At 71.3% G+C, this 21,907-nt stretch carries 17 protein-coding genes, 1 rRNA gene and 1 pseudogene; 9 read left to right on the forward strand and 10 right to left on the reverse strand.

Translation table 11 applies throughout. From position 1 onward, the window contains the following. Positions 1-345 precede the first annotated feature (345 nt). Complete coding sequence (locus ABZ567_RS05400) at positions 346-900, forward strand: DJ-1/PfpI family protein (protein WP_360784931.1); 555 nt, start codon at positions 346-348, stop codon at positions 898-900. A gap of 31 nt (positions 901-931) precedes the next feature. Here ABZ567_RS05400 and ABZ567_RS05405 read toward each other — a convergent pair whose 3' ends face one another. Further along, on the reverse strand, positions 932-1,603 hold the full coding sequence (locus tag ABZ567_RS05405; protein ID WP_360784933.1) for an HAD family hydrolase: 672 nt from the start codon (positions 1,601-1,603) through the stop codon (positions 932-934). 58 nt (positions 1,604-1,661) lie between these two features. Then, complete coding sequence (locus ABZ567_RS05410) at positions 1,662-2,168, reverse strand: hypothetical protein (RefSeq protein ID WP_360784934.1); 507 nt, start codon at positions 2,166-2,168, stop codon at positions 1,662-1,664. Between the two features lie 528 nt (positions 2,169-2,696). Here ABZ567_RS05410 and ABZ567_RS05415 point away from each other — a divergent pair. Then, positions 2,697-3,029: pseudogene (locus tag ABZ567_RS05415) on the forward strand (Rv3235 family protein); the annotation flags it as partial. A gap of 194 nt (positions 3,030-3,223) precedes the next feature. Here the strand turns inward: ABZ567_RS05415 and secA are convergent. Continuing rightward, positions 3,224-6,034 carry a preprotein translocase subunit SecA gene (gene secA / locus ABZ567_RS05420; protein WP_360784935.1) on the reverse strand — a complete coding sequence of 937 codons (2,811 nt, stop codon included), beginning with the start codon at positions 6,032-6,034 and terminating at the stop codon, positions 3,224-3,226. A gap of 239 nt (positions 6,035-6,273) precedes the next feature. On the opposite strand from secA, the gene ABZ567_RS05425 reads away from it, so the two are divergent. Continuing rightward, a complete protein-coding gene (locus tag ABZ567_RS05425) occupies positions 6,274-6,861 on the forward strand; it encodes a GNAT family N-acetyltransferase (RefSeq protein ID WP_360784936.1) in 588 nt (195 codons plus the stop codon). A gap of 220 nt (positions 6,862-7,081) precedes the next feature. Beyond that, a complete protein-coding gene (locus ABZ567_RS05430; RefSeq protein WP_360784937.1) occupies positions 7,082-8,251 on the forward strand; it encodes a crosslink repair DNA glycosylase YcaQ family protein in 1,170 nt (389 codons plus the stop codon). A gap of 64 nt (positions 8,252-8,315) precedes the next feature. Here ABZ567_RS05430 and ABZ567_RS05435 read toward each other — a convergent pair whose 3' ends face one another. From ABZ567_RS05435 to mtrA, 6 genes are all read right to left on the reverse strand, one after another. Then, positions 8,316-9,068: a response regulator transcription factor gene (locus ABZ567_RS05435; RefSeq protein ID WP_360784938.1), complete on the reverse strand. Its 753-nt coding sequence runs from the start codon at positions 9,066-9,068 to the stop codon at positions 8,316-8,318. 217 nt (positions 9,069-9,285) lie between these two features. Beyond that, positions 9,286-9,966 carry a ribosome-associated translation inhibitor RaiA gene (raiA, locus tag ABZ567_RS05440; RefSeq protein ID WP_360784939.1) on the reverse strand — a complete coding sequence of 227 codons (681 nt, stop codon included), beginning with the start codon at positions 9,964-9,966 and terminating at the stop codon, positions 9,286-9,288. Between the two features lie 293 nt (positions 9,967-10,259). After that, positions 10,260-11,069, reverse strand: coding sequence for a ComF family protein (locus ABZ567_RS05445; RefSeq protein WP_360784941.1), 810 nt, complete (start codon positions 11,067-11,069; stop codon positions 10,260-10,262). 137 nt (positions 11,070-11,206) lie between these two features. Beyond that, positions 11,207-13,036 (reverse strand): LpqB family beta-propeller domain-containing protein, encoded by a 1,830-nt coding sequence (locus tag ABZ567_RS05450; RefSeq protein WP_360784943.1) that lies wholly within the window; start codon positions 13,034-13,036, stop codon positions 11,207-11,209. A gap of 70 nt (positions 13,037-13,106) precedes the next feature. After that, positions 13,107-15,125 carry an MtrAB system histidine kinase MtrB gene (gene mtrB / locus ABZ567_RS05455; RefSeq protein ID WP_360784945.1) on the reverse strand — a complete coding sequence of 673 codons (2,019 nt, stop codon included), beginning with the start codon at positions 15,123-15,125 and terminating at the stop codon, positions 13,107-13,109. A gap of 1 nt (position 15,126) precedes the next feature. After that, the gene (gene mtrA / locus ABZ567_RS05460) at positions 15,127-15,804 is read right to left on the reverse strand and encodes a two-component system response regulator MtrA (protein WP_250769064.1); all 678 of its coding nucleotides are present in this window, start codon (positions 15,802-15,804) and stop codon (positions 15,127-15,129) included. Positions 15,805-16,135: 331 nt separating this feature from the next. Between mtrA and ABZ567_RS05465 the strand changes: the two genes are divergently transcribed. From ABZ567_RS05465 to ABZ567_RS05485, 5 genes are read left to right on the forward strand one after another with little or no spacing between them, the layout of a single operon-like run. Beyond that, positions 16,136-17,365 (forward strand): hypothetical protein, encoded by a 1,230-nt coding sequence (locus tag ABZ567_RS05465; RefSeq protein WP_360784947.1) that lies wholly within the window; start codon positions 16,136-16,138, stop codon positions 17,363-17,365. A 4-nt stretch (positions 17,366-17,369) separates the two neighbouring features. Continuing rightward, positions 17,370-18,062 (forward strand): DUF4129 domain-containing protein, encoded by a 693-nt coding sequence (locus ABZ567_RS05470; RefSeq protein ID WP_360784949.1) that lies wholly within the window; start codon positions 17,370-17,372, stop codon positions 18,060-18,062. Beyond that, a complete protein-coding gene (locus tag ABZ567_RS05475) occupies positions 18,059-19,258 on the forward strand; it encodes a DUF4350 domain-containing protein (protein WP_360784951.1) in 1,200 nt (399 codons plus the stop codon). The genes ABZ567_RS05470 and ABZ567_RS05475 overlap by 4 nt, the downstream gene beginning before the upstream one ends. After that, positions 19,255-20,238 (forward strand): MoxR family ATPase, encoded by a 984-nt coding sequence (locus ABZ567_RS05480; RefSeq protein WP_360784952.1) that lies wholly within the window; start codon positions 19,255-19,257, stop codon positions 20,236-20,238. Before ABZ567_RS05475 ends, ABZ567_RS05480 begins: the two co-directional genes overlap by 4 nt. A 12-nt stretch (positions 20,239-20,250) precedes the next feature. Further along, the gene (locus ABZ567_RS05485; RefSeq protein WP_360784954.1) at positions 20,251-21,561 is read left to right on the forward strand and encodes a DUF58 domain-containing protein; all 1,311 of its coding nucleotides are present in this window, start codon (positions 20,251-20,253) and stop codon (positions 21,559-21,561) included. A 100-nt stretch (positions 21,562-21,661) separates the two neighbouring features. Here the strand turns inward: ABZ567_RS05485 and rrf are convergent. Continuing rightward, positions 21,662-21,778 (reverse strand): 5S ribosomal RNA (gene rrf / locus ABZ567_RS05490). Positions 21,779-21,907: the final 129 nt, after the last annotated feature.

Below are 21,907 nucleotides of genomic sequence, written 5' to 3' on the forward strand. Positions count from 1 at the left end.
GACGCTATGCCCTGATGAGAGATGCCCGGGTCGTTATCGGCCACGGAGCGCGGCACGCCCGGACGGAGGGGATCAGCGAACGCACGGTCGGCCCGGCCCCTGTCGCGGGCCGGGCGGCAGCCGGGGGCCGCATTGCCCCCTCGGCGTATTGCGCTGATCACGGGAAAAGCCTATCGCCCTCGCCCCCCGCGCCGTCATGGTCCGTATGTGTACAAAAGAGGGGGTGGAAGTTTGACGTTATGGACAGCGACACATGTCCTCTTGGCAAGGCACCCCGCCACGGGCAGCGTGTACCCGAGCACGGGCGCAGCAATGCAGACCGACCATCTGTGATCTGGGAGAGCCATGGCGAAGATCCTGATCGTGACCGGGGACGCGGCGGAGTCGCTGGAGGTGATGTACCCCTACCAGCGGCTGCTCGAAGAGGGATACGAGGTCGACATCGCGGCCCCCGCGCGCAAGCAGCTCCGGTTCGTCGTCCACGACTTCGAGCCCGGCTTCGACACGTACACCGAGAAGCCCGGCTACACCTGGCCCGCCGACCTGGCCTTCTCGGAGGTCGACCCGGGCGCCTACGTAGCGGTGGTGATCCCGGGCGGCCGGGCGCCGGAGTACCTGCGCAACGACCCGGAACTCCGCAAGGTGCTCAAGGCCTTCTTCGACGCGGACAAGCCGGTGGCCCAGATCTGCCACGGCCCCCTCCTGACCGCGGCGGTCGGCGGCCTCGAGGGCCGCCGGGTCACGGCGTACCCGGCGCTTGAACTCGACATGCAGGCGGCGGGAGCGACCTTCCAGGACAGCGCGGCGGTGGTCGACGGCCTCCTGGTCTCCTCCCGGGCCTGGCCGGACCACCCCACCTGGATGCGCGAATTCCTGAAGGTCCTCCGCACGAGGGCCTGAGGCGCGAGGCGGGGCTCGTCGCGGCGGCGGTCTACATCAACGTCTCCGCGACTGCCACCGCCTCCTCGAGCGAGTCCACCACCGGCACGCCCACCCGCTCCAGCGACGCCCGGCTGTGCGACCCCCCGGTGTACAGCACGGCCCGCGCGCCCACGTGCGCCGCCGCCACCGCGTCGTCCGCCGCGTCACCGATGACGACGACGCGGTCCGCCGGGACGCCCTGGAGCGCGGCCAGGTGCCGCACCATGTGCCCGGACTTCCCGTCCGTCGAGGTGTCGACGCGCCCGTCCATGCGCAGGAACCGCTCCGCGATCCCGTGCCGCCGGACCAGGGGGACCAGGTCGGCGTGCGGGGCGAGGGACAGCAGCGACTGCGTCAGCCCGGACGCCTGTCGCGCGGCGAGCAGCTCCGCCGCACCGGAGGTCAGCCCGCAGTTCTCGGCGCGCACCCAGTAGTGCCGGTGGAAGATGCCGTCCATGACGGTCCATTCGGCGTCGGTGGGCAGCCGCCCCATGAGCCGCTCGTAGAACTTGGGCACCGGCACCGTGTACAGCTCGCGGTACCGCTCCAGCGTGATCGGTTCGAGACCGAGTTCGGCGAAGGCCGCGTTCGTCGCTCCGATGACCGCGCTGGTGTCGTCGAGCAGTGTTCCGTTCCAGTCCCAGACCAGATGCTTGCCGCGCAAGCCGTCGTGCTTCCCCATGGAAAGACGGTACCCGGCGGCTGTGACAGCGAAGACTCGCCGTTGGGGTCCGCGCAGGTCAGCCCAGCAACGCCGGAATCTCCTGCACCCCGAACCACAGCAGTTCGTGGTCCTCGGCCCCGTCCACGACGAACTGCGCGTCGTCGTCACCCTGGTCCGCCGCCCCCAGCGCGGCGGCGGCGGCCGTCACGTCCGGCTCGGCGTCGTCCGCGTCGGCGTGCACCGCGGCCGCCTCGGCGAGCGGCACGGCTCCGGCGATCCGGACCTCGCCGATGGAACCGGCGTCGAGCCCGCGGTCGGGGTCCGTGACCGCGTCCTTGTCGGCCACGTCGACGGCGACGACGATCCGGCGCCGGGGCGCGCCGGGGTCGCCGGCGAGGAGGCGCAGGGAGGCGGACGCGGCCCGGTTGAGCGCCGCGTACTCCAGCTCCTCGATGTCGTCGGAGACGTACCACTCGCGCAGGGCGGGGGTCACCGCGTAGGCCGTCAGCGGGCCCGGGCCCAGCTCGCCCGCCTTGTGCGCCTGTGCGAGACCGGGAAGGGTCAGTGGAACGTACACGCGCATGGCTGGCCGCTTTCGTCGACGGAGAGGCCCTCAGGATACGTGGGAGGTCCCCCTTCGGGGATCCGGGCGGCGCTCGCCCCGCGTCCACCTCGGCGTGCCCTTCCGTCCGGCCCTGAGAGCCGATTTTCCGGCGCGTCACCCGGATAGGTGATTCCCGTTCCGACGAGCTTCGGGGACCCGGGCCCTTGCGGGCGGTCCGGGCCCACCCGTACAAGATCCCCAACGGAAGTTACTGACCGGTACCAACCGGTTACGCAACGACAGGGGACCGTCATGACCACCACTCTCAGGACCACCACCCGGACAGCGCGCGCCTCCGCCGCGACTGCCACCGCGACACCACACGTCTCCGCCGCGACTCCCACCGAGACACCGCACCCGCAGCCGCACCCCTCCACCGCGACCACCCGACCCAGCGCCCCGCGCACCCCCCGCCCCCGCACCGCGCCCGGCGGTCCCGCCGGCACCCGCCCGCGCGGCCCCGCCGGCACCCGTCCCGCTGCCGCCACCGCACCCCGCGCCCTTCCCCCGCACACCGTCTTCGCCGAGCGCCTGCTCGCCGTACTCAGCGGGGAACGACCGGTCCACTGCATGCTCGGCCACACCGTCGGCGAGGCGTACGAGCAGCTGGTCCGGATCGCCCCGGAGACGCCCCTGCGGTCCCTCGGCCCCCGCCCGGTCCTGCGCCGCTGCTCGGCCCAGGTCGACACCGACCGGACGGCGGTGGAGGCCTTCGCGACGATCGCCACCGGGCCCCGCGTCCGCGCCATGGCGTTCCGCCTGGAGCGCGGCGCCGACCAGCGCTGGCGCTGCGCCGCGGTCGAACTCGACGGCCTGGGCACGACGACCGGCCGCGCATGACGAAGGGGCGTGCCACTCCGACGGGCCGACGACCCGACCCGACGAAGGGACCGGCCACCCCCACGGCCCACCGACACCGCACGACGAAGGGGCCGGCCACCCCCACGAGCCACCGACCCCGCACGACGAAGGGGCCGGTCACCCGACAGGCGACCGGCCCCCACGCGACGCGTCACCGCCTCAGCGGCACGACGTCACTTCTTACGGCGACGCCCACCGCCCGCGTTCTTCTGGGCCTTGCGGCGCTCCGCCCGGGTCATCCCGTCGCCGGAGTCCGCGTCGTCGGAGGCGAAGTCGCCCTCGACGACGCCGCCGTCACCGTCCACGGTCGGCGCGGAGAAGTGCAGCCGGTCCGGCCGCTGCGGGGCTTCGAGGCCCTTGGCGCGGATCTCCGGACGCCCGGCGGGGGCCGGTACCGCGTCCTGCTTGTCGAGCGAGGGAGCGCTCGCCTGCACCGGGACCTCCTCGACCTGCTGCTCGACCTGGACCTCCAGGTTGAACAGGTAGCCGACGGACTCCTCCTTGATGCCCTCCATCATGGCGGTGAACATGTCGAAGCCCTCGCGCTGGTACTCGACCAGGGGGTCCTTCTGCGCCATGGCGCGCAGACCGATGCCCTCCTGGAGGTAGTCCATCTCGTAGAGGTGCTCGCGCCACTTGCGGTCCAGGACGGAGAGGACCACGCGCCGCTCCAGCTCACGCATGATCTCCGAGCCGAGCTGCTTCTCACGCGCCTCGTACTGCTCGTGGATGTCGCCCTTGATGGACTCGGCGATGAACTCGGCGGTGATGCCCGCCCGGTCCCCGGCCGCGTCCTCCAGCTCCTCCACGGTGACCTTCACCGGGTAGAGCTGCTTGAAGGCGTTCCACAGACGGTCGAGGTCCCACTCCTCCGCGAAGCCCTCGGCGGTCTCCTGGCGGATGTAGTCGTCGATCGTGTCGTCCATGAAGTGCTGGATCTGCTCCTGCAGGTCCTCGCCCTCCAGGACACGACGGCGCTCGCCGTAGATGACCTGACGCTGCCGGTTGAGGACGTCGTCGTACTTCAGGACGTTCTTACGGGTCTCGAAGTTCTGGGTCTCGACCTGCGACTGGGCGGAGGCGATGGCGCGGGTGACCATCTTGTTCTCGATCGGCACGTCGTCCGGCACGTTGGCCATGGCCATCACGCGCTCGACCATCTGCGCCTTGAACAGACGCATCAGGTCGTCGCCGAGGGAGAGGTAGAAGCGGGACTCGCCGGGGTCGCCCTGACGGCCGGAACGACCGCGCAGCTGGTTGTCGATACGGCGGGACTCATGGCGCTCGGTTCCCAGCACGTACAGCCCGCCGAGGTCCTTGACCTCCTCGAACTCCGCCTGCACCGCCTTCTTGGCCCGCTCCAGGGCGCCGGGAAGGGCCGCGGCCCACTCCTCGACGTGCTCGACCGGGTCGAGACCCGCCTGACGCAGCTCGGCCTCGGCGAGGTCGTCCGGGTTGCCGCCGAGCTTGATGTCCGTACCGCGACCGGCCATGTTCGTGGCGACGGTGACGGCGCCGCGACGGCCGGCCTGGGCGACGATGCTCGCCTCACGGTCGTGGTGCTTGGCGTTGAGGACCTCGTGCTGCACGCCGCGCTTGGAGAGCTGCTGCGAGAGGTACTCGGACTTCTCGACGGAGGTCGTGCCGACGAGGATCGGCTGGCCCTTCTCGTGCTTCTCCGCGATGTCGTCGACGACGGCGGCGAACTTGGCGACCTCGGTCCGGTAGATCAGGTCCGACTGGTCCTTGCGGATCATCGGCCTGTTCGTGGGGATCGGGACGACACCCAGCTTGTAGATCTGGTGGAACTCGGCGGCCTCGGTCATGGCCGTACCGGTCATGCCGGAGAGCTTGTCGTACAGGAGGAAGAAGTTCTGCAGGGTGATCGTGGCGAGGGTCTGGTTCTCGTCCTTGATCGCCACCCCCTCCTTGGCCTCGATCGCCTGGTGCATGCCCTCGTTGTAGCGGCGGCCGGCGAGGATACGGCCGGTGTGCTCGTCGACGATCATGACTTCGCCGTCCATGACGACGTAGTCCTTGTCCTTCTTGAACAGTTCCTTCGCCTTGATGGCGTTGTTCAAGTAGCCCACGAGCGGGGTGTTCACCGACTCGTAGAGGTTGTCGATGCCCAGCCAGTCCTCGACCTTGGCGACACCGGCCTCATGGATGGCGACGGTCCGCTTCTTCTCGTCGACCTCGTAGTCGCCGGTCTCCTCGATGCCCTTGAGCGTGTTGCCGGGCTCGCCCTTGGCGAGGCGGGTGACGAGCTTGGCGAAGTCGCCGTACCACTTCGTCGCCTGGTCGGCCGGGCCGGAGATGATCAGCGGCGTACGGGCCTCGTCGACGAGGATGGAGTCGACCTCGTCGACACAGGCGAAGTTGTGGCCGCGCTGGACGAGCTCGTCCTGGGACCACGCCATGTTGTCGCGCAGGTAGTCGAAGCCGAACTCGTTGTTCGTGCCGTACGTGATGTCGCAGTTGTACTGCTCGCGGCGCTGGGCCGGCGTCATGTTGGCGAGGATGCAGCCGATGGACAGGCCGAGGAAGCGGTGCACCCGGCCCATGAGCTCGGAGTCGCGCTCCGCCAGGTAGTCGTTCACCGTGATCAGGTGGACGCCCTTGCCGGAGAGCGCGTTGAGGTACGCCGGGAGGGTGCCGACGAGGGTCTTGCCCTCACCGGTCTTCATCTCGGCGACGTAGCCGAGGTGGAGGGCGGCGCCACCCATCAGCTGGACGTCGTAGTGGCGCTGACCGAGGACACGCTTGGCGGCCTCGCGCACCGTCGCGAAGGCCTCGGGCATCAGGTCGTCGAGGCTCTCACCGTCGGCGTACCGCTGCTTGTACTCATCGGTGAGCGCCCGCAACTCGGCGTCGGAGAGGTTGACGAAGTCCTCTTCGATGGAGTTGACCTGGTCCGCGATGCGGTGCAGTTTGCGCAGGATCTTTCCTTCGCCTGCACGCATGAGCTTGTTGAAGACGGACACTGAGGCTGGTCTCCTTGCCGGTCGGGCCTGGCACTGGGTCTTGTCACGGACGCGAGCGCGGGCACGGCAGGTGGTCCCCACCGCAACGGCCATCGTAAGCGAGACCGCCCTCGCGAAGGGAGGCCCACAGTGCCGGAGCCGTACGTCCGCCCGGAAAGAGAACGCACGAGGTGGGCGGAAGGTGCCGCCCCATCCGAAAAGTGTTCGCTTCCGATCCGGCGGCTCACCACAATCCAGTCATGGAGCCGATCACCCTCACCACCGACCGACTGCGCCTGCGGAACTGGGTTCCCGAGGACGCCGACGCGGTGTACGCCCTCTGCCAGGACCCGGACATCCTGCGCTGGACCGTCGTCCCCGACCCCTACACCCGGCAGGACGCCGAGTTCTTCCTGAACCGGCTCGTGCCCGACGGCTGGCGCGACGACACCGAGTACGCCTTCGCCGTCGAACCGCTGGCCGGCGGCCCGCTGCTCGCCGCCGTCGCCCTGTCCAGCCGTGGCACGGGCGTCTGGGAGGTCGGCTTCTGGCTGGGCAAGGAGTACCGGGGCAGCGGCTACATGACGGAGACCGTCCGCGCCCTCGCCCACTGGGCCTTCACCGCGCTCGGCTGCACCCGCCTGCTGTGGCGTGCCGAGGTCGGCAACGTCGGTTCGCGCGCGGTGGCCGAGCGCGTGGGCTTCGTGATGGAGGGCGCGCAGCGCGCCGGCCTCACCAACAAGGGCACGCTCAGGGACAGCTGGGTGGGCGCCCTGCTCCCCTCCGACTTCGGCCTCCCGAGCCCGCTGCCGTATTTGACGACCCGCGACCTGCCCGCCCAGGGCTGACGTCCGGCCGTGGGCTCGACGGACCTGGACGGGGCGGCCGTACGGCCGGAGGCCGGGCGGGCTGACGTGCGACCGGGGGGCCGGACGGACCTGGGCGGGGCTGACGTGCGGCCGGAGGCCGGGGGCGAGGCTGACCGTGCGACCGGGGCCTGGCGGGCCCGCTCAGGGCCGACGGGCCGCCCGGGCCCGGCTGTCAGTGCCGGGGCCTAGGGTGCCGTCCATGACGACTGTGCCGCGCCCCGCCGCCGAACTGTCCGCCGACGAAGCCCGCCGGATCGCGCTGCGCGCCCAGGGCTTCCTGGGCGCGCCCGACCGTCGCGCCGGAGTGCGCGGGGTGCTGCGCGCCCTGGGGCAGGTGCAGCTCGACACCATCTCCGTACTCGCCCGCTCGCACGAGCTCATCCCGTACGCGCGCCTGGGCGCCGTCGGCCGTACGACGGTCGAGGACGCCTACTGGACCGAGGCCCACGCCTTCGAGTACTGGTCGCACGCGGCCTGCGTCCTGCCCGTCGAGGAGTGGCCGCACTTCGCCTTCCGCCGCCGCGCCTACCGCGGCCGCCCGCAGTGGCACCACGATCTGTCCGCGGGGGCGTACGACAAGGTGATCGACCAGCTGCGGACCGAGGGCCCGCAGACGGCGACGGAACTGGGCGGCGCGAAGAACAAGGGCGAGTGGTGGGACTGGTCCGACGCCAAGATCGCCGTCGAGCGGGCCCTGATGTACGGCGAGGTGGTCGTGGTCGAGCGGCGCGGCTGGAAGCGGGTGTACGACCTGGCCGAGCGGGCCATCCCGGACGCTCTGCTCCACGACGACCTGGACGACACCGAGTGCGTGCGGCGCCTGGTGCGGCAGGCCGGGGAGGCGCTGGGGGTGGGGACGCGCGCGGACATCGCCGACTACCACCGGATCAAGGGCGAGCAGTTCGACGCCGTGGTCGAGGCGGCGGGGCTCGTCCCCGTCACGGTGGCGGGCTGGGGCAAGCCCGCCTGGGCGGACCCGGCGGCGTTGGCCTCGGAGCCCCGCGGCCGGCACCGTACGACGCTGCTGTCGCCGTTCGACTCGCTGATCTGGGAGCGGGCCCGCACGGAGCGGATCTTCGGCTTCACCCACCGCCTGGAGGCGTACGTGCCGAAGCCCAAGCGGGTCCACGGCTACTTCGCGATGCCGGTCCTCGCCGGGGGCCGCCTCGTCGGCCGGGTGGACCCCGCCCGCGAGGGCAGGACGCTCGTCGCCCGGCAGGTGACGCTCGACGGCCCGAGGGCCGTGCCCGCGGTGGCGACGGCGCTGCGCGAGGCGGCCGCGTGGGTCGGCTGCGACGCGGTGTCGGTGGTGCCGGAGCGGATGAACCACCCCGAGCTGGCGCCGGAGTTGGTCCGCGCCCTGGCCTGAGCGGGCGTCCGCCGGGCCTGAGCGGGCGTCCGCCGGGCCTGAGCGGGCGTCCGCCGGGAGACGGCTAGCGGATCTCGAGGATCTTCTCCCGCATCGCGTAGACCACGGCCTCCATCCGGGAGTGGAGCTGGAGCTTCTCCAGGATGTTCCGGACGTGGTTCTTCACGGTGTTCTCCGAGATGAACAGCTCCTTGGCGATGTCCCGGTTGTTCATCCCGGTCGCGACGAGCTTGAGGACCTCCAGCTCGCGGTCGGTCAGCCGGGGCGCGGGCACGAGCCGGCGCTCGTCGGTGCGCTGGATCATCGACTTGAACTCGGTGAGGAGCTTCGACGCCATCGAAGGGCTGATCTGCGACTGCCCGTCCGCGACCGCGCGGATGGCGGTCGCGACCTCGTCGGTGGAGATCTCCTTGAGGAGGTAGCCGGTGGCGCCCGCCTTGATCGCTTCGTAGAGGTCGGCCTCCTCGTCGCTGATCGTCAGCATGATGATCTTCGCGCTGGGGGCCACCTCCTTGATGGAGGTGCACGCCTCGATACCGCCGCGCCGGGGCATCCGTACGTCCATCAGGACGATGTCGGGCAGCAGGTCGGCGGCCTTGTCGACCGCCTCCGCCCCGTCCCCGGCCTCTCCGACGACCTGGATGTCCTCCTCCTGCGCGAGGACGATCTCCAGTCCGCGCCGGAAGAGTGCGTGGTCGTCCACGACGAGGACCCGGATGGGCTCCTTGCGGAATGCGCCGCTGTCCGAATCCGATCCCTCCGGGACCGCACTACCGTGCTCGCGCCCGCTGAGCACCGGTCCGAAGCTGTCCGCCATCGTTCTTCCCCCTGAAGGCCGTGGCCTGAATTCGTTTCCGGTCCTTCAACCGGCACTCGGAGAGCACCGGTTGGCGTGCACGCCATGATTTCATGCCCGGGCGGCGACGGCGTGTTCCATGGACGCACGGGGGTGCCCCTGAGGGCGCGAAAAGCGCTCCAGGGGCACCATAGGGGGCAACTGAGGAGTTGTGGGGTCGGCGGCGAGGCTCCGGCTGTCAGCCGCCGAGCGCGCCGCCGGCGCCTCGGCCCTCGGCGAGCGGGTCGCTCTCCAGATGGATGACGCCGTAGTCGTAGGCGTGTCGCCGGTAGACGACGCTCGGCTGCTTCGTGTCGGAGTCGACGAAGAGATAGAAGTCGTGACCGACCAGCTCCATCTCGTAGAGCGCCTGGTCGAGCGTCATCGGGGCGGCCTTGTGCGTCTTCTCGCGGACCACCAGCGGGCCGTCGCCCTGGACCTCGATCGGGCCCACCATCTTGGTCGGCACCTCGTCGGTCTCGTCCGCGACGAGCTTGCCGTCCCCGTCGAACTGGGCGACGCCGGGCACCACGTCCCCGACCTCGGCCGCCGAAAGCCTGCCGTTTCCACGGCGGGTGTACCGCTTGTCGTGCTGCTTGCGCAGTCGCGCCTCGAGCTTGTCACTCGCGAGGTCGAGCGCCGCGTACGGGTCGCCTGCCGCAGCTTCCGCCCGGATCACCGGGCCTCGGGAGTGGAGAGTGATCTCCACTCGGTCAGACCTGTCGGCCTGCCGCGGGTTGTGTTCCTTGGACACCTCGACGTCGAGGCTGATCACCTTGCCGTCGAGCTTCTGGATCTTCTCCAGCTTCAGCTTCTCGGCCACGTGCTTGCGGAACCGCTCGGGCACCTCGGTCTTGCGGCCCTTGACGACGATGTCCACGCAGAACTCCGTTCCCGGATCGCCCTGGTCGGCTCCTCGGCCGCAGGGCTTCTCCCTTTGCACCAGACTCCGGTGGTTTACCGGAGCTCGGACTAGGCGACTTCACCTCCTCCTCCCCAGTCGACAAGATCCCCACCCCATCGACAAGAGGTTGATTCGCACTGAACTCCTGTCCTGCAGGCGCAACCAGTATTCGTCGAGGCGATGGCTTTCACCATTCCTCTCAACCGAACATAGCCCCTCCGGACGGGTGTCGGCACCCGCTACCGCGACATACCTCCGCACGGGTGCTTTCACCTCTCACCACCTGCAACGATCCAGGTTCCCGAGGAGTTCCGGTTTATTTCGAACGAAGCGGGAGAGGATGCGATTACAGCCGCCACCCGCTGTTCGAATCCGTGCTGCGCCGAACCGCCCGGTAAACCGTTCGGTAATTCAGGAATGAACGGAAGATGGACGGCTCCGATGGCGCGCGCAGCCTCCGCCAGCGAGGCTCCCGTGGTCATCAGGTCGTCCACGAGCACCACCCTTCCCACCGTGAGCAGCCGCCCGCCGCCCGGTACGACCTCCAGGGCGCCGGAGAGGTTCGCGAGCCGCCCGCGCGCCCCGAGACCCGCCTGGTCCGCCACGTACCGCCGCTGCCGCAGCACCGGCACGACCCGCGCCTGCCGCCCCGCCGACCGCAGCCGTGCCGCCGCCGCCAGCGCAATCCGCCGCGTCGGATCATGGCCACGCGCCCGCACGGAGCGCCGGGAGGACGGCACCGGTACGAGGAGCAGCGTGGCGGCCGAAGAGCCCCTGACGCCCCCTGCGGCCGCCTCCACGGCACGGGCCAGCGCGTCGCCCAGGGGGCGGGCCAGGGTGAGCGCCCCGCGTTCCTTGTGGGCGAGGAGCAACTCCCGCACGGCGTCGGCGTACGGCGCGGCGGCATGGACCGCGGGCAGCCCGGCGGGCTCGGGCGAGGGCCGCACCCGCCGCGGTCCCGCCCCTCCCCCGGTCAGTGCGGCCGCGCAGGAGGCGCACAGCTCGGTACGCGGTCTGCCGCAGCCTCCGCAGGCCACCGGCAGCACCAGCCCGGCGATCTCGCGCCACCACCCCCGCATGGCTCCACTCTGCGCCCTGCGCGGCCCCCGGACCACCCCTGTGGAAAACCCCGGAATCCAAGCTTCCGTCCGGGCCCCGAGGAACCTCGGCCGGGACCCCGGAGTACGTCAGGTCCGCAGCCCCACGGCGCCTCCCGCTACCCCGGATAGACGGGCGAGGTGCCGTCCTTGACCACCGGCTGCCAGTTGGTGCCCGGCGCGAGCCGGACGATGCCGTCGTCACCGGAGTCGGCGACCACCGGCGCGGAGTCGTCGTGCGGCACCGAGTCGCCGTGCGGCGCGGCCACCGAGGTCACCCCGTTCAGGCCCGGAAGCACCGAGGTCGCCGACGTCGAGCCGTCCGTCTGCAGGTAACGGATCTGCTGGACCCCGCCCGCCTCCCTACCGACGACGACGAGCCGGCTCGGCCCGGCCCAGGACACGGCCGTCACCGACTCCATCCGGGGCGCGGCGGGCTGGAGGTCGAGCACCGAGACAACCGGCTCCTCCCCCGTGGTCTGCCGCTGGATCCGGCCGATCTGCAGGGTGGTGCGATCGCCGCGGGTGACCACCAGAGCGATCCGGACCCCGTCGGCGGAGACCCGCAGGGACTCGATCCTGGCGTCCTCCCCCAGCCACGGCGTCCGCACCCTGACGGGGGCACCGGTGCCGTCGGGCACCATCCACAGGTGGGGCGCGGCGGGGTCGCGGTCGGCGACCCACAGATCACCCCGGCCGTCCCAGCTGGGCGCGGACAGCCGGTCACCGGGCTTGGCGGCCTTGCTGCTCAGAACCGGCGGCAGGGAGTCCTGCTCCGTGGTGATGGACGAGACGAAGAGATCCCGGCCGCTCTGGCCGACTCCGGCGGCGCGGGTCTCGCCCCGGTCGACGGCGACCGACCGCAGCGGCGTCGTGCCCTTGCCGAACGGGCCGGGCACCTCCACGGGCGTGTTCGCCTCCTTGGCCCCGACGACCAGCATCATCAGCTTGTGGTGGGCGTCGACGAAGTACGGGTTCTCCTGCCGGTCCGTGTTCCTGACCGCGGCGAACTCGGACTTCTGCCCCTTCCCCAGGCGGCACAGCGACTGGCCCGTCGACCCCAGCAGCTCCACCTGCTCGACGCGTACGGAGGTCAGATCGCCCAGGGTGTACAGCAGCTGCGCCGCCATCCGCCGGCACGCCTCGCCGCCGACCCGGTCCGCCTTGGCGTTCAGCGGCACCTTCAGCGTGGACTGGTCGTCGGTCGTCAACGTGGTGACGCCCTTCGCCAGCTCCGTACCGGACGGGAAGCGGGAGTCCACGGCCGGCTTGAGCCAGTTCGTGGGACCTTCGAGGAGCGCCTTCACCGTCTGCGTCACCGAGTCCATCCGGGTGACGGGATCCTGCCGCTGCCGGATGTAGACGGGGTCGGCGACGACCCAGTCCTCCCCGGACGCGAAGTAGTACTTGTTGACCGACCGGTAGTTGCGCAGGAAGTCGGCCTCGCCGAGCACCAGACCGGGCGGCAGGCTGGCGATCCGCCACTCCTTGGACTTGCCGTCGGCGGCCGGCTGCTGCACGACATGGATCGACTGCAGATACGGGGCGGGGCTGACCGGCTGGTACGCGTGCCGGGCGTCCACGGTCGCGATCTTGCGGCCGGAGAGCGGGTAGGCGCGGCCCTCGTTGTCGGGGTCGGCGTTGCGGTCGGCGGCCTCGCGGGCGGGCGCGGTGGTGAGCACCGTGATGCTCTCCTCCGGCTCCCAGGTCCGCGCGGCCTGCTTCGTCAGGTACTTGCGGGCGGTGGCGAATCCGGGGTCGTCACTGGTCATGGCTTCCAGGAAGCCGTCGACGATCTCGTTCGGGTCCGCGTTCGCCCGGGGCGCGACGGCGTAGACCCGGACCTGTGAGTCGCCCTGATTGGCGCCCCGCACGACCTGGACGTCACCGCTGTCGGGCATCGTCGCGCAGCCGGTCGCCAGGAGCCCGCCGCACGCGGCGAGCACCATCGCGCGCGTGCTCCGCGCCCGTACCGCCCGTCCGTCTCGGAAGTCCCGCCCCGCGTGCCCCGCTGGGGAGTCAACGCCCACGTGTCCCGTCCTCCCGCTCCGCGTTCCCGTTCCCGCCGGCCGTCACCGGACCCGGCCCACCGGCTTCACCGTCCGTCGCCTGGCGCGCCACCACCCGTGCGCCGCTGCCGGGCAGGGCCGTCGGGTCGACGGACGCCCGCGACGGCACCGGCAGCCTCGGCGGTACGGCGAGCTGCGCCCGGTCGCCGACGGACTGCGCCGGCACCGCCGTCCGGCGGGCGGCCTCCTGGGCGCGTCCGACGGCCGTCTGCTCACGGTTGCGACGTGAGTCCTCGGGTTCCAGGGGGATGGGGGAGCCCCGCAGCGGCTCGTCCGCGGTACGCGGCAGGGTGAGCCGGAACTGCGAGCCGCCACCGGCCTCGCCCCAGGCCTGGAGCCAGCCGCCGTGCAGCCGGGCGTCCTCGACCGCGATGGACAGCCCGAGGCCGGTGCCGCCGGTGGTCCGCGCCCGCGCGGGGTCCGCACGCCAGAAACGGTTGAAGACGCGCGTCGCCTCGCCCGGCTTCAGTCCCACGCCGTAGTCGCGTACGGCCACCGCGACGGCGCCGCCCGCGGCGGCCAGCTTCACCACCACGTCCCGGCCCTCACCGTGCTCGACGGCGTTGACCACGAGGTTGCGCAGCACCCGCTCGACCCGGCGGGCGTCCGCCTCGGCCACCACGGGCTGCTGGTCGCCGACGACCACGATCCTGGTCCCCTTGCGCTCGGCCAGCGGCTCGGCGCCGCCGATGACCCGGCGCACCACCTGCCGCAGGTCTATCGGCTCGGCTTCCAGGGCCGCCGCGCCCGCGTCGAAGCGGCTGATCTCCAGGAGGTCGGAGAGCAGCGACTCGAAGCGGTCGAGCTGATCGCCGAGGAGTTCGGCGGAGCGGGCGGTGACGGGGTCGAAGTCGACCCGGGCCTCGTGAATGACATCGGCGGCCATCCGGACCGTGGTCAGCGGGGTGCGCAGCTCGTGCGACACGTCCGAGACGAACCGCCGCTGCATCCGCGATAGCTCCTCCAGCTGCTGGATCTTGAGCTGGAGGTTCTGCGCCATCTTGTTGAAGGCCTCGCCGAGCCGGGCGATGTCGTCCTCGCCGGTGACCTTCATACGTTCCTGCAGCCGGCCGGCCGAGAGCCGCTCGGCGATCCCCGCTGCCATCCGCACGGGCGTGACGACCTGGCGCACCATGAGCCAGGCGATGGCACCGAGCAGCACCATGACGAACAGCCCGGCGGTCGCCAAAGTGCCCTTGACCAGGGTGAGGGAGTCCTCCTCCTGCGTCAGCGGGAAGAGGTAGTACAGCTCGTACTGGGTACCGTCGGCGTCGTTCAGCCGCTTGCCGATCACCAGACCGGCCTCGGACGCCTTGCCGCTCGTGTAGTGGATCCTCGTGAACTTCTGGAAGGTGTCCGCGCCCTGCGCGACCGAGTGCCGCAGATCGCCGGGGATGCTCGTGGCGGGGTCGACCTCACCTGAGGCACGCACCCCGCGACTCGCGGTGTCATCGGTGTCGAGGGAGAGCGCCACCACGTTGAAGGCGCTCTGGCCGCCGCTGGCGAGCTGCTCGACCAGCGTGGAGCGCCAGTTCACCGAGGAACCGGTCCGCCCGCCGACCTGCTGGCCGGGTGCCGACGAGGTGGTCGCCGCCCTGTCCTGGGCGGCGGAGAAGCCACCCGCGGCCTGACTCTGGGCGGCCCTCTCCTTGGCGTCGAGCAGACCGTTGCGGACCTGGCCGATGACGACCAGGCCGAGCAGCAGCACCACTCCGAGGGACATCAACAGGGTGCCCGCGACGATCCTCAGCTGAATGTTCCGCCGCCACAGCCGCACGGCGGGCAGCAACGGTCGGCGCACCCAGCGCGCGAAGAGGCGGAGCACCGGTCCACCCGGCGCCCCGTCCCGGAACAGCCGTCCGCCGCGCGGCAGACGACCGGAACGCGAGCCCCCCCGCCCCGGTCCGGCAGTCCGCCCCGTACGGACTCCCGGGTCCCCGGGCTTCGGAGCAGCACTGCCTTTGCTCATGTCAGCTCGGCCCCGCCTTGTAACCGACCCCACGGACGGTGACCACGATCTCCGGGCGCTCCGGGTCCTTCTCGACCTTCGAGCGCAGCCGCTGGACGTGCACGTTCACCAGCCGGGTGTCGGCCGCGTGCCGGTAGCCCCAGACCTGCTCCAGCAGGACCTCACGGGTGAAGACCTGCCACGGCTTGCGCGCGAGCGCGACCAGCAGGTCGAACTCGAGCGGGGTCAGGGCGATGGACTGCCCGTCCCGCTTCACGGAGTGCCCGGCCACGTCGATGACGAGGTCACCGATGGTGAGCTGCTCCGGAGCCGGCTCCTCCGACCGCCGGAGCCGTGCCCTGATACGGGCGACCAGCTCCTTCGGCTTGAACGGCTTCACGATGTAGTCGTCGGCCCCGGACTCCAGACCCACGACGATGTCCACCGTGTCGCTCTTGGCCGTGAGCATGACGATCGGCACACCCGACTCGGCCCTGATCAGGCGGCACACCTCGATGCCGTCCCTACCGGGCAGCATCAGGTCGAGCAGCACCAGGTCAGGCTTGGCCTCCCGGAATGCCGCAAGCGCCTTGTCACCGTCCGCGACGAACGACGGCTCGAACCCTTCACCCCGCAGCACGATGCCGAGCATCTCGGCCAGTGCGGTGTCGTCGTCGACGACAAGAACGCGTCCCTTCATATCGACATCATCCCATTAGCCAATCGTTACCTGCCGTGACCTGTCCCACAGCGCCTCCCCCAGCCTGGACCGCGACCCCGTCGGCCGCACCCCGCTCGGCCCGTCATCGCACGGTTCGCGCATGATGATCGGGTATCCGCACAGTGTGCAGCCTGCCGCTCGCACAATGAACCTCCGGACGAAGGTACGAACGACAAGGCCGGGCCCGCCCACGGGCGGGTCCCGCGTGGCACGATGGCACCCGGCCCGCCGCCGTTTCAGGTGTCGGCCGCCGTGACCGAGCCGGTTTCGCCGATCCGGCACCGCGACCATTCCTCCGAGGTGGACGACCGTGAACGACACTCCGGGCTGGACCTCGCCCGGATCCGCCCCCTCCGACGACCAGGACGGCACCGGCGTTCCCCGGCCCGCTCCGGCCGACGCGAACGGCTCCGGCTCCGCCCCTCAGTGGTCGAAGGACCAGCCGCCCGCCGGCCAGTGGTCCCCGCCCACCGACCGGACCCTGCCCCCGCCGCGCACCCCGGTACCGGGCCAGGGCTGGGGCGGTCCGCCGCCGAACGCCCACTGGGGCCGGCCTCCGGCCGCGAAGCCCGGCGTCATCCCGCTGCGCCCCCTGGGCATGGGCGAGATCCTCGACGGCGCGGTGAAGACACTCCGCACCTACTGGCGCACGGTCCTGACGATCTCGGTCACCGTCGCGGTGGTCTCCCAGATCACGAGCGTCCTCGCCCAGCGGTATCTCGTCCCGGCCGCCCCGGCGACCAACCCGGACGCCACCCCCGCCGAGGCGCTCGAGCAGTCCCTCGACTCGGCCCAGTCGTCCCTGATCGGTCTCGGTCCCGTCCTCCTCGTGACGCTGATGGCCTCCCTGGTCTGCGCCGCCCTGCTGACCGTCGTCATCAGCCGCGCCGTACTCGGCCGTCCGGTCTCGCTCAGTTCAGCCTGGCAGGAGGCCCGTCCCCGCCTGCTCCAGCTCCTCGGTCTCACGCTGCTGCTCGCGGGCCTGAGCGCGGCCCTCGTCCTGACCGGCGTGCTCCCCGGGCTTCTGCTCGGGGGCGCCGCGGGCGCGGCCCTCGTCCTCCTCGGGGGATTCGGCGCCCTGGCTGTCGCAGTCTGGCTCATGATCCGCTTCAGCCTCGCCTCTCCCGCCCTGATGCTGGAGCGCCAAGGCGTGATCCCGTCGCTGAAGCGGTCCGCCAAGCTGGTCCAGGGCTCCTGGTGGCGGATCTTCGGCATCACCCTCCTCACCCAGCTGCTGATCTTCGTCTTCGCGATGATCATCGCGATTCCCTTCGCGATCATCGCCATCACGGTCGACGGCGACGGCTTCTCCGGCCTGCTCTCCGGCTCGTCCCCCACCTTCGGCTGGCCGTTCCTGATCATCACCGGCATCGGCAGCGTGATCACCAGCGCGATCACCTACCCGATCTCCGCCGGCGTCACGGTGCTCCTCTACGTGGACCAGCGCATCCGCCGTGAAGCCCTGGACCTCGAACTCGCACGAGCCGCGGGCCTCCCCGGCTACGGCCCCACACCGGGCGACCACACCGTCGGAGGCTGATGCCGTGACGGTCACCGGGGGAACGGTCACGGCACCGGTGCGACCCCGCGCCGACGGCGACGTACCGGTGGACATCTCCCGCGTCCCGGCCCGCGAGGCCGCGGAACGGGAGCTGTCCAAGCCGATGTACCACGAGAACGACCCGAACCTCCTCCAGCGCGGCCTCGACCGCTTCTGGGAGTGGGTCGGCGACCTCTTCAGCGCGGCGTCCGCGGCCACCCCCGGCGGCGTACTCGGTCTCGTCGTCGTCGTGTTGTTCGGGGCCGCCCTCGTCGCCGCCCTCTGGTGGCGCCTCGGCACCCCGCGCCGCACCCCCGGCGCCACCGGCGACTCCCTCTTCGCCGACGGCCCCCGCACCGCCCGCGACCACCGGGCCGCCGCCGGCCGACACGCCTCCGCAGGCCGCTGGAACCAGGCGGTCCAGGAACGCATGCGGGCCGTCGTCCGCTCCCTCGAGGAGCGCACCCTCCTCGACCCCCGCCCCGGCCGCACCGCCGACGAAGCAGCCGCCGAGGCCGGCCGCTCCCTGCCCTCCCAGGCAGACGAACTGCGCCTCGCCGCCCGCACCTTCGACGACGTCACATACGGCGGCCGCACCGCCGACGAACCCGCGTACCGCCGCATCGAGGAACTGGACACCGCCCTGGAGCGAACCCGGCCCACCCTCGGCACCGCCTCCACGGGGACGCCCGCATGAGCAGCCCCGCCACCGGCACCACCTCGACCGCGCTCACCCCCGGCCAGCACTGGACCCGCGCCCGCGGCGCGGCCCTCGTCCTCACCCTGGTCCTCATCGGCGGCATCGTCCTGGCGACCGTGCAGTCCACCGGCTCCTACGGCGCGCTCGACCCCCGCTCCCCCGACCCCCACGGCAGTCGCGCCGTCGCCGAACTCCTTCGAGCCCGCGGTGTCACGATCACCCTCGCCACGACTCTCGACGAGGCCACGGCCGCGACCGACGGTGAAAGCACCCTCCTGGTCACCGCCCCGGACCTGCTGACGGAGACTCAACAGGTGACGGTCCGCCGGACCCTCACCGGAGTCGCGGGCCGCACCGTCCTCCTCGGCGCCGGCATGCCCTCCCTCCCCACCCTGGCCCCGGACGTCACCAGCGCCACCAGCGCCCCCGTGGAGAACCTGGCCCCTGCCTGCACCTTGGAGGCCGCCACCCGCGCAGGCAGCGCCGAGCTCGGCGGCGAGCGGTACCTCACCGACCCCGACGCCGACATCGACGCCTGCTACCCCTCCGACGGCCTGCCGACCCTGGTCCGCCTCCCCGGCCCCGACGCCACCGACACCGTCCTCCTCGGCTCGCCCGACATCCTCTACAACGACCGTCTCGACCAGCAGGGCAACGCCTCGCTCGCCCTGCAACTCCTCGGTTCCCGTGCTCATCTCGTCTGGTACCTCCCCTCCCTCTCCGACACCTCCGCCGTCGACGCACCCGCCGACGACACCACGGGCAACTTCTTCGACCTGATCCCGTCCGGCTGGCTGTGGGGCACACTCCAACTCGCCCTCGCAGCCCTGCTCGCCGCCCTCTGGCGCGGCCGCCGGCTCGGCCCCCTGGTGACCGAGCGCCTCCCCGTCGCCGTCCGCGCCTCGGAGGCCACCGAGGGCCGAGCCCGCCTCTACCGCAAGGCGAACGCCCGCGACCGCGCCGCCACCGTCCTCCGCACCGCGACCCGGACCCGACTCGCCCCCGCACTCGGCGTCCCCCTCCAAGACGCCCACTCCCCCGAGCGCCTCCTCCCCGCGCTCTCCGCCCGTCTCCCCGAGACCACCGCGGACCCCCAACACCTCCTCTTCGGCCCGGCTCCCGCCGACGACGCCACTCTCATCCGCCTGGCGGACCAACTCGACGCCCTCGAAAGAGAGGTACGCACCTCATGAGCGCCCCGACCCCCGAGACCCCCACGGACTCGGACAGCGCCCGCGCCTCCCTGGAGGCCCTGCGCACCGAGATCGCGAAGGCGGTGGTCGGCCAGGACCCCGCCGTCACCGGTCTCGTCGTCGCATTGCTCTGCAGGGGACACGTCCTCCTCGAAGGCGTACCCGGCGTCGCCAAGACCTTGTTGGTCCGCTCGCTCGCCGCCGCGCTCGAACTCGACACCAAGCGCGTCCAGTTCACCCCCGACCTCATGCCGAGCGATGTCACCGGCTCCCTGGTCTACGACACCCGGACATCCGAGTTCTCCTTCCAGCCCGGTCCGGTCTTCACCAACCTCCTGCTCGCCGACGAGATCAACCGCACTCCACCGAAGACCCAGTCGTCCCTCCTGGAGGCAATGGAGGAACACCAGGTCACGGTGGACGGGACCCCTCGCGCCCTGCCCGAACCCTTCCTGGTCGCAGCGACCCAGAACCCGGTCGAGTACGAGGGCACCTACCCCCTCCCCGAAGCCCAACTGGACCGTTTCCTGCTCAAGCTGACGATCCCTCTGCCCTCCCGTACGGACGAGATCCAGGTCCTCACCCGTCACGCCGAGGGCTTCGATCCCCGCGACCTGAAGGCCGCCGGCGTCCGCCCCGTCGCAGGTCCCGCCGAACTCGAAGCCGCCCGGACCGCCGTCGCCAAGGTCTCGGTCTCCCCAGAAATCGCCGGCTATGTCGTCGATATCTGTCGTGCCACGCGTGAATCCCCCTCACTCACGCTCGGGGTCTCCCCCCGAGGCGCCACCGCCCTGCTCTCCACCGCCCGCGCCTGGGCCTGGCTCACCGGCCGGGACTACGTCACCCCGGACGATGTGAAGGCCCTCGCTCTCCCCACCCTGCGTCATCGCATCCACCTGCGGCCCGAGGCCGAGATGGAGGGGGTCACCCCCGACTCCGTCATCAACTCGATCCTCGCCCACGTCCCCGTCCCCCGCTGAGAACGGCGCCCCATGGCCCTCACCGGACGAACCGCGCTGCTCGCCGCCCTCGGATCGCTCCCCGTCGGCATCCTCGCCCCCAGCTGGACGGGGATGCTCGCGGTGAACGCGCCTCTCTCCCTCGCAATTCTGTGCGACTACGCTCTCGCGGCGCCAGTACGAACGCTCCAATTCACCCGAAGTGGTGACACATCCGTTCGACTCGGTGACGGAGTTGACGTCCACCTGACCGTCACCAACCCATCGCGCCGGACCCTCCGCGCCCAGCTTCGCGACGCCTGGCCGCCCAGCAGCTGGCGCCCCGGCACCGACCAGGAATCCTCCCGCCACCGGCTCACCGTCCCCGCCGGCGAGCGCCGCCGCCTCACCACGACCCTGCGCCCGACCCGACGCGGCGACCGCCACGCCGAAAGGGTCACTGTCCGCTCGTACGGCCCCCTCGGCCTCGCCGCCCGCCAGGGCAACCACGAGGTCCCATGGACCGTCCGCGTCCTACCCCCCTTCACCAGCCGCAAGCACCTCCCCTCACGGCTGGCCAGGCTCCGCGAACTCGACGGCCGCACCAGCGCGCTCACGCGCGGCGAGGGCACGGAGTTCGACAGCCTCCGCGAGTACGTCCCCGGCGACGACACCCGCTCCATCGACTGGCGCGCCACCGCCCGGCAGACCACGGTCGCCGTCCGCACCTGGCGCCCTGAACGCGACCGCCACATCCTCATCGTCCTGGACACCGGCCGTACCTCCGCCGGTCGCGTCGGCGACGTCCCCCGCCTGGATGCCTCCATGGACGCGGCGCTCCTTCTGACCGCGCTGGCCTCCCGCGCCGGTGACCGGGTGGACCTGCTGGCCTACGACAGACGAGTCCGTGCTCAGGTCCAGGGCCGCTCCGCCGGCGACGTCCTTCCCGCGATGGTCGACGCTCTCGCCCCGCTCGAACCCGAACTGGTGGAGACCGATGCCCGCGGCCTGGCCGCGACCGCTCTGGCGCGAGCTCCTCGCCGCTCTTTGATCGTCCTGCTGACGAGCCTCGACGCAGCCCCGATCGAGGAGGGCCTCCTCCCGGTCCTGCCGCAGCTCGCCCAGCGCCACACGGTCCTGGTGGCCTCGGTGTCCGATCCCCGCATCGCCAGGATGGCAGCCACGCGCGGCACGATCGACGGCGTCTACGAAGCTGCCGCGGCCACCCAGACGCAGTCCCAGCGCTCCCGTACGGCGGAACAGCTCCAGCGCCGAGGCGTCACGGTCGTCGACGCCTCTCCCCAGACCCTCGCCCCTGCTCTGGCAGACGCGTACCTCGCCCTGAAATCCGCCGGCCGTCTCTGACACCGGAGACATACCCCTCCGCCGCAAGAGGGCCCAGGCAAGGGACCGTGAACGCAGAAAAGCCCCGCACCATAAGGTGCGGGGCTTTCCCACAATGATTGTTCGGCGGCGTCCTACTCTCCCACAGGGTCCCCCCTGCAGTACCATCGGCGCTGAAAGGCTTAGCTTCCGGGTTCGGAATGTAACCGGGCGTTTCCCTAACGCTATGACCACCGAAACTCTATGAAGTTAACCAACCGGAAATCGGCACAGTTCGTTACTTCAGAACTAACACAGTGGACGCGAGCAACTGAGGACAAGCCCTCGGCCTATTAGTACCGGTCAGCTCCACCCATTACTGGGCTTC

It is taken from the genome of Streptomyces sp. NPDC016459 (genome assembly GCF_040632845.1).
Taxonomy (GTDB): Bacteria; Actinomycetota; Actinomycetes; order Streptomycetales; family Streptomycetaceae; genus Streptomyces.

What these genes read in the sequence shown, in the direction of transcription:
- mtrA (WP_250769064.1), bottom strand. Translation starts at nt 15,804, where the DNA reads ATGAAGGGACGCGTTCTTGTCGTCGACGACGACACCGCACTGGCCGAG.
- ABZ567_RS05475 (WP_360784951.1), top strand. Translation starts at nt 18,059, where the DNA reads ATGAGCAGCCCCGCCACCGGCACCACCTCGACCGCGCTCACCCCCGGC.
- ABZ567_RS05480 (WP_360784952.1), top strand. Translation starts at nt 19,255, where the DNA reads ATGAGCGCCCCGACCCCCGAGACCCCCACGGACTCGGACAGCGCCCGC.
- ABZ567_RS05405 (WP_360784933.1), bottom strand. Translation starts at nt 1,603, where the DNA reads ATGGGGAAGCACGACGGCTTGCGCGGCAAGCATCTGGTCTGGGACTGG.
- mtrB (WP_360784945.1), bottom strand. Translation starts at nt 15,125, where the DNA reads ATGAGCAAAGGCAGTGCTGCTCCGAAGCCCGGGGACCCGGGAGTCCGT.
- ABZ567_RS05435 (WP_360784938.1), bottom strand. Translation starts at nt 9,068, where the DNA reads ATGGCGGACAGCTTCGGACCGGTGCTCAGCGGGCGCGAGCACGGTAGT.
- ABZ567_RS05400 (WP_360784931.1), top strand. Translation starts at nt 346, where the DNA reads ATGGCGAAGATCCTGATCGTGACCGGGGACGCGGCGGAGTCGCTGGAG.
- ABZ567_RS05430 (WP_360784937.1), top strand. Translation starts at nt 7,082, where the DNA reads ATGACGACTGTGCCGCGCCCCGCCGCCGAACTGTCCGCCGACGAAGCC.
- ABZ567_RS05445 (WP_360784941.1), bottom strand. Translation starts at nt 11,069, where the DNA reads ATGCGGGGGTGGTGGCGCGAGATCGCCGGGCTGGTGCTGCCGGTGGCC.
- ABZ567_RS05410 (WP_360784934.1), bottom strand. Translation starts at nt 2,168, where the DNA reads ATGCGCGTGTACGTTCCACTGACCCTTCCCGGTCTCGCACAGGCGCAC.
- ABZ567_RS05425 (WP_360784936.1), top strand. Translation starts at nt 6,274, where the DNA reads ATGGAGCCGATCACCCTCACCACCGACCGACTGCGCCTGCGGAACTGG.
- ABZ567_RS05485 (WP_360784954.1), top strand. Translation starts at nt 20,251, where the DNA reads ATGGCCCTCACCGGACGAACCGCGCTGCTCGCCGCCCTCGGATCGCTC.
- ABZ567_RS05450 (WP_360784943.1), bottom strand. Translation starts at nt 13,036, where the DNA reads ATGGTGCTCGCCGCGTGCGGCGGGCTCCTGGCGACCGGCTGCGCGACG.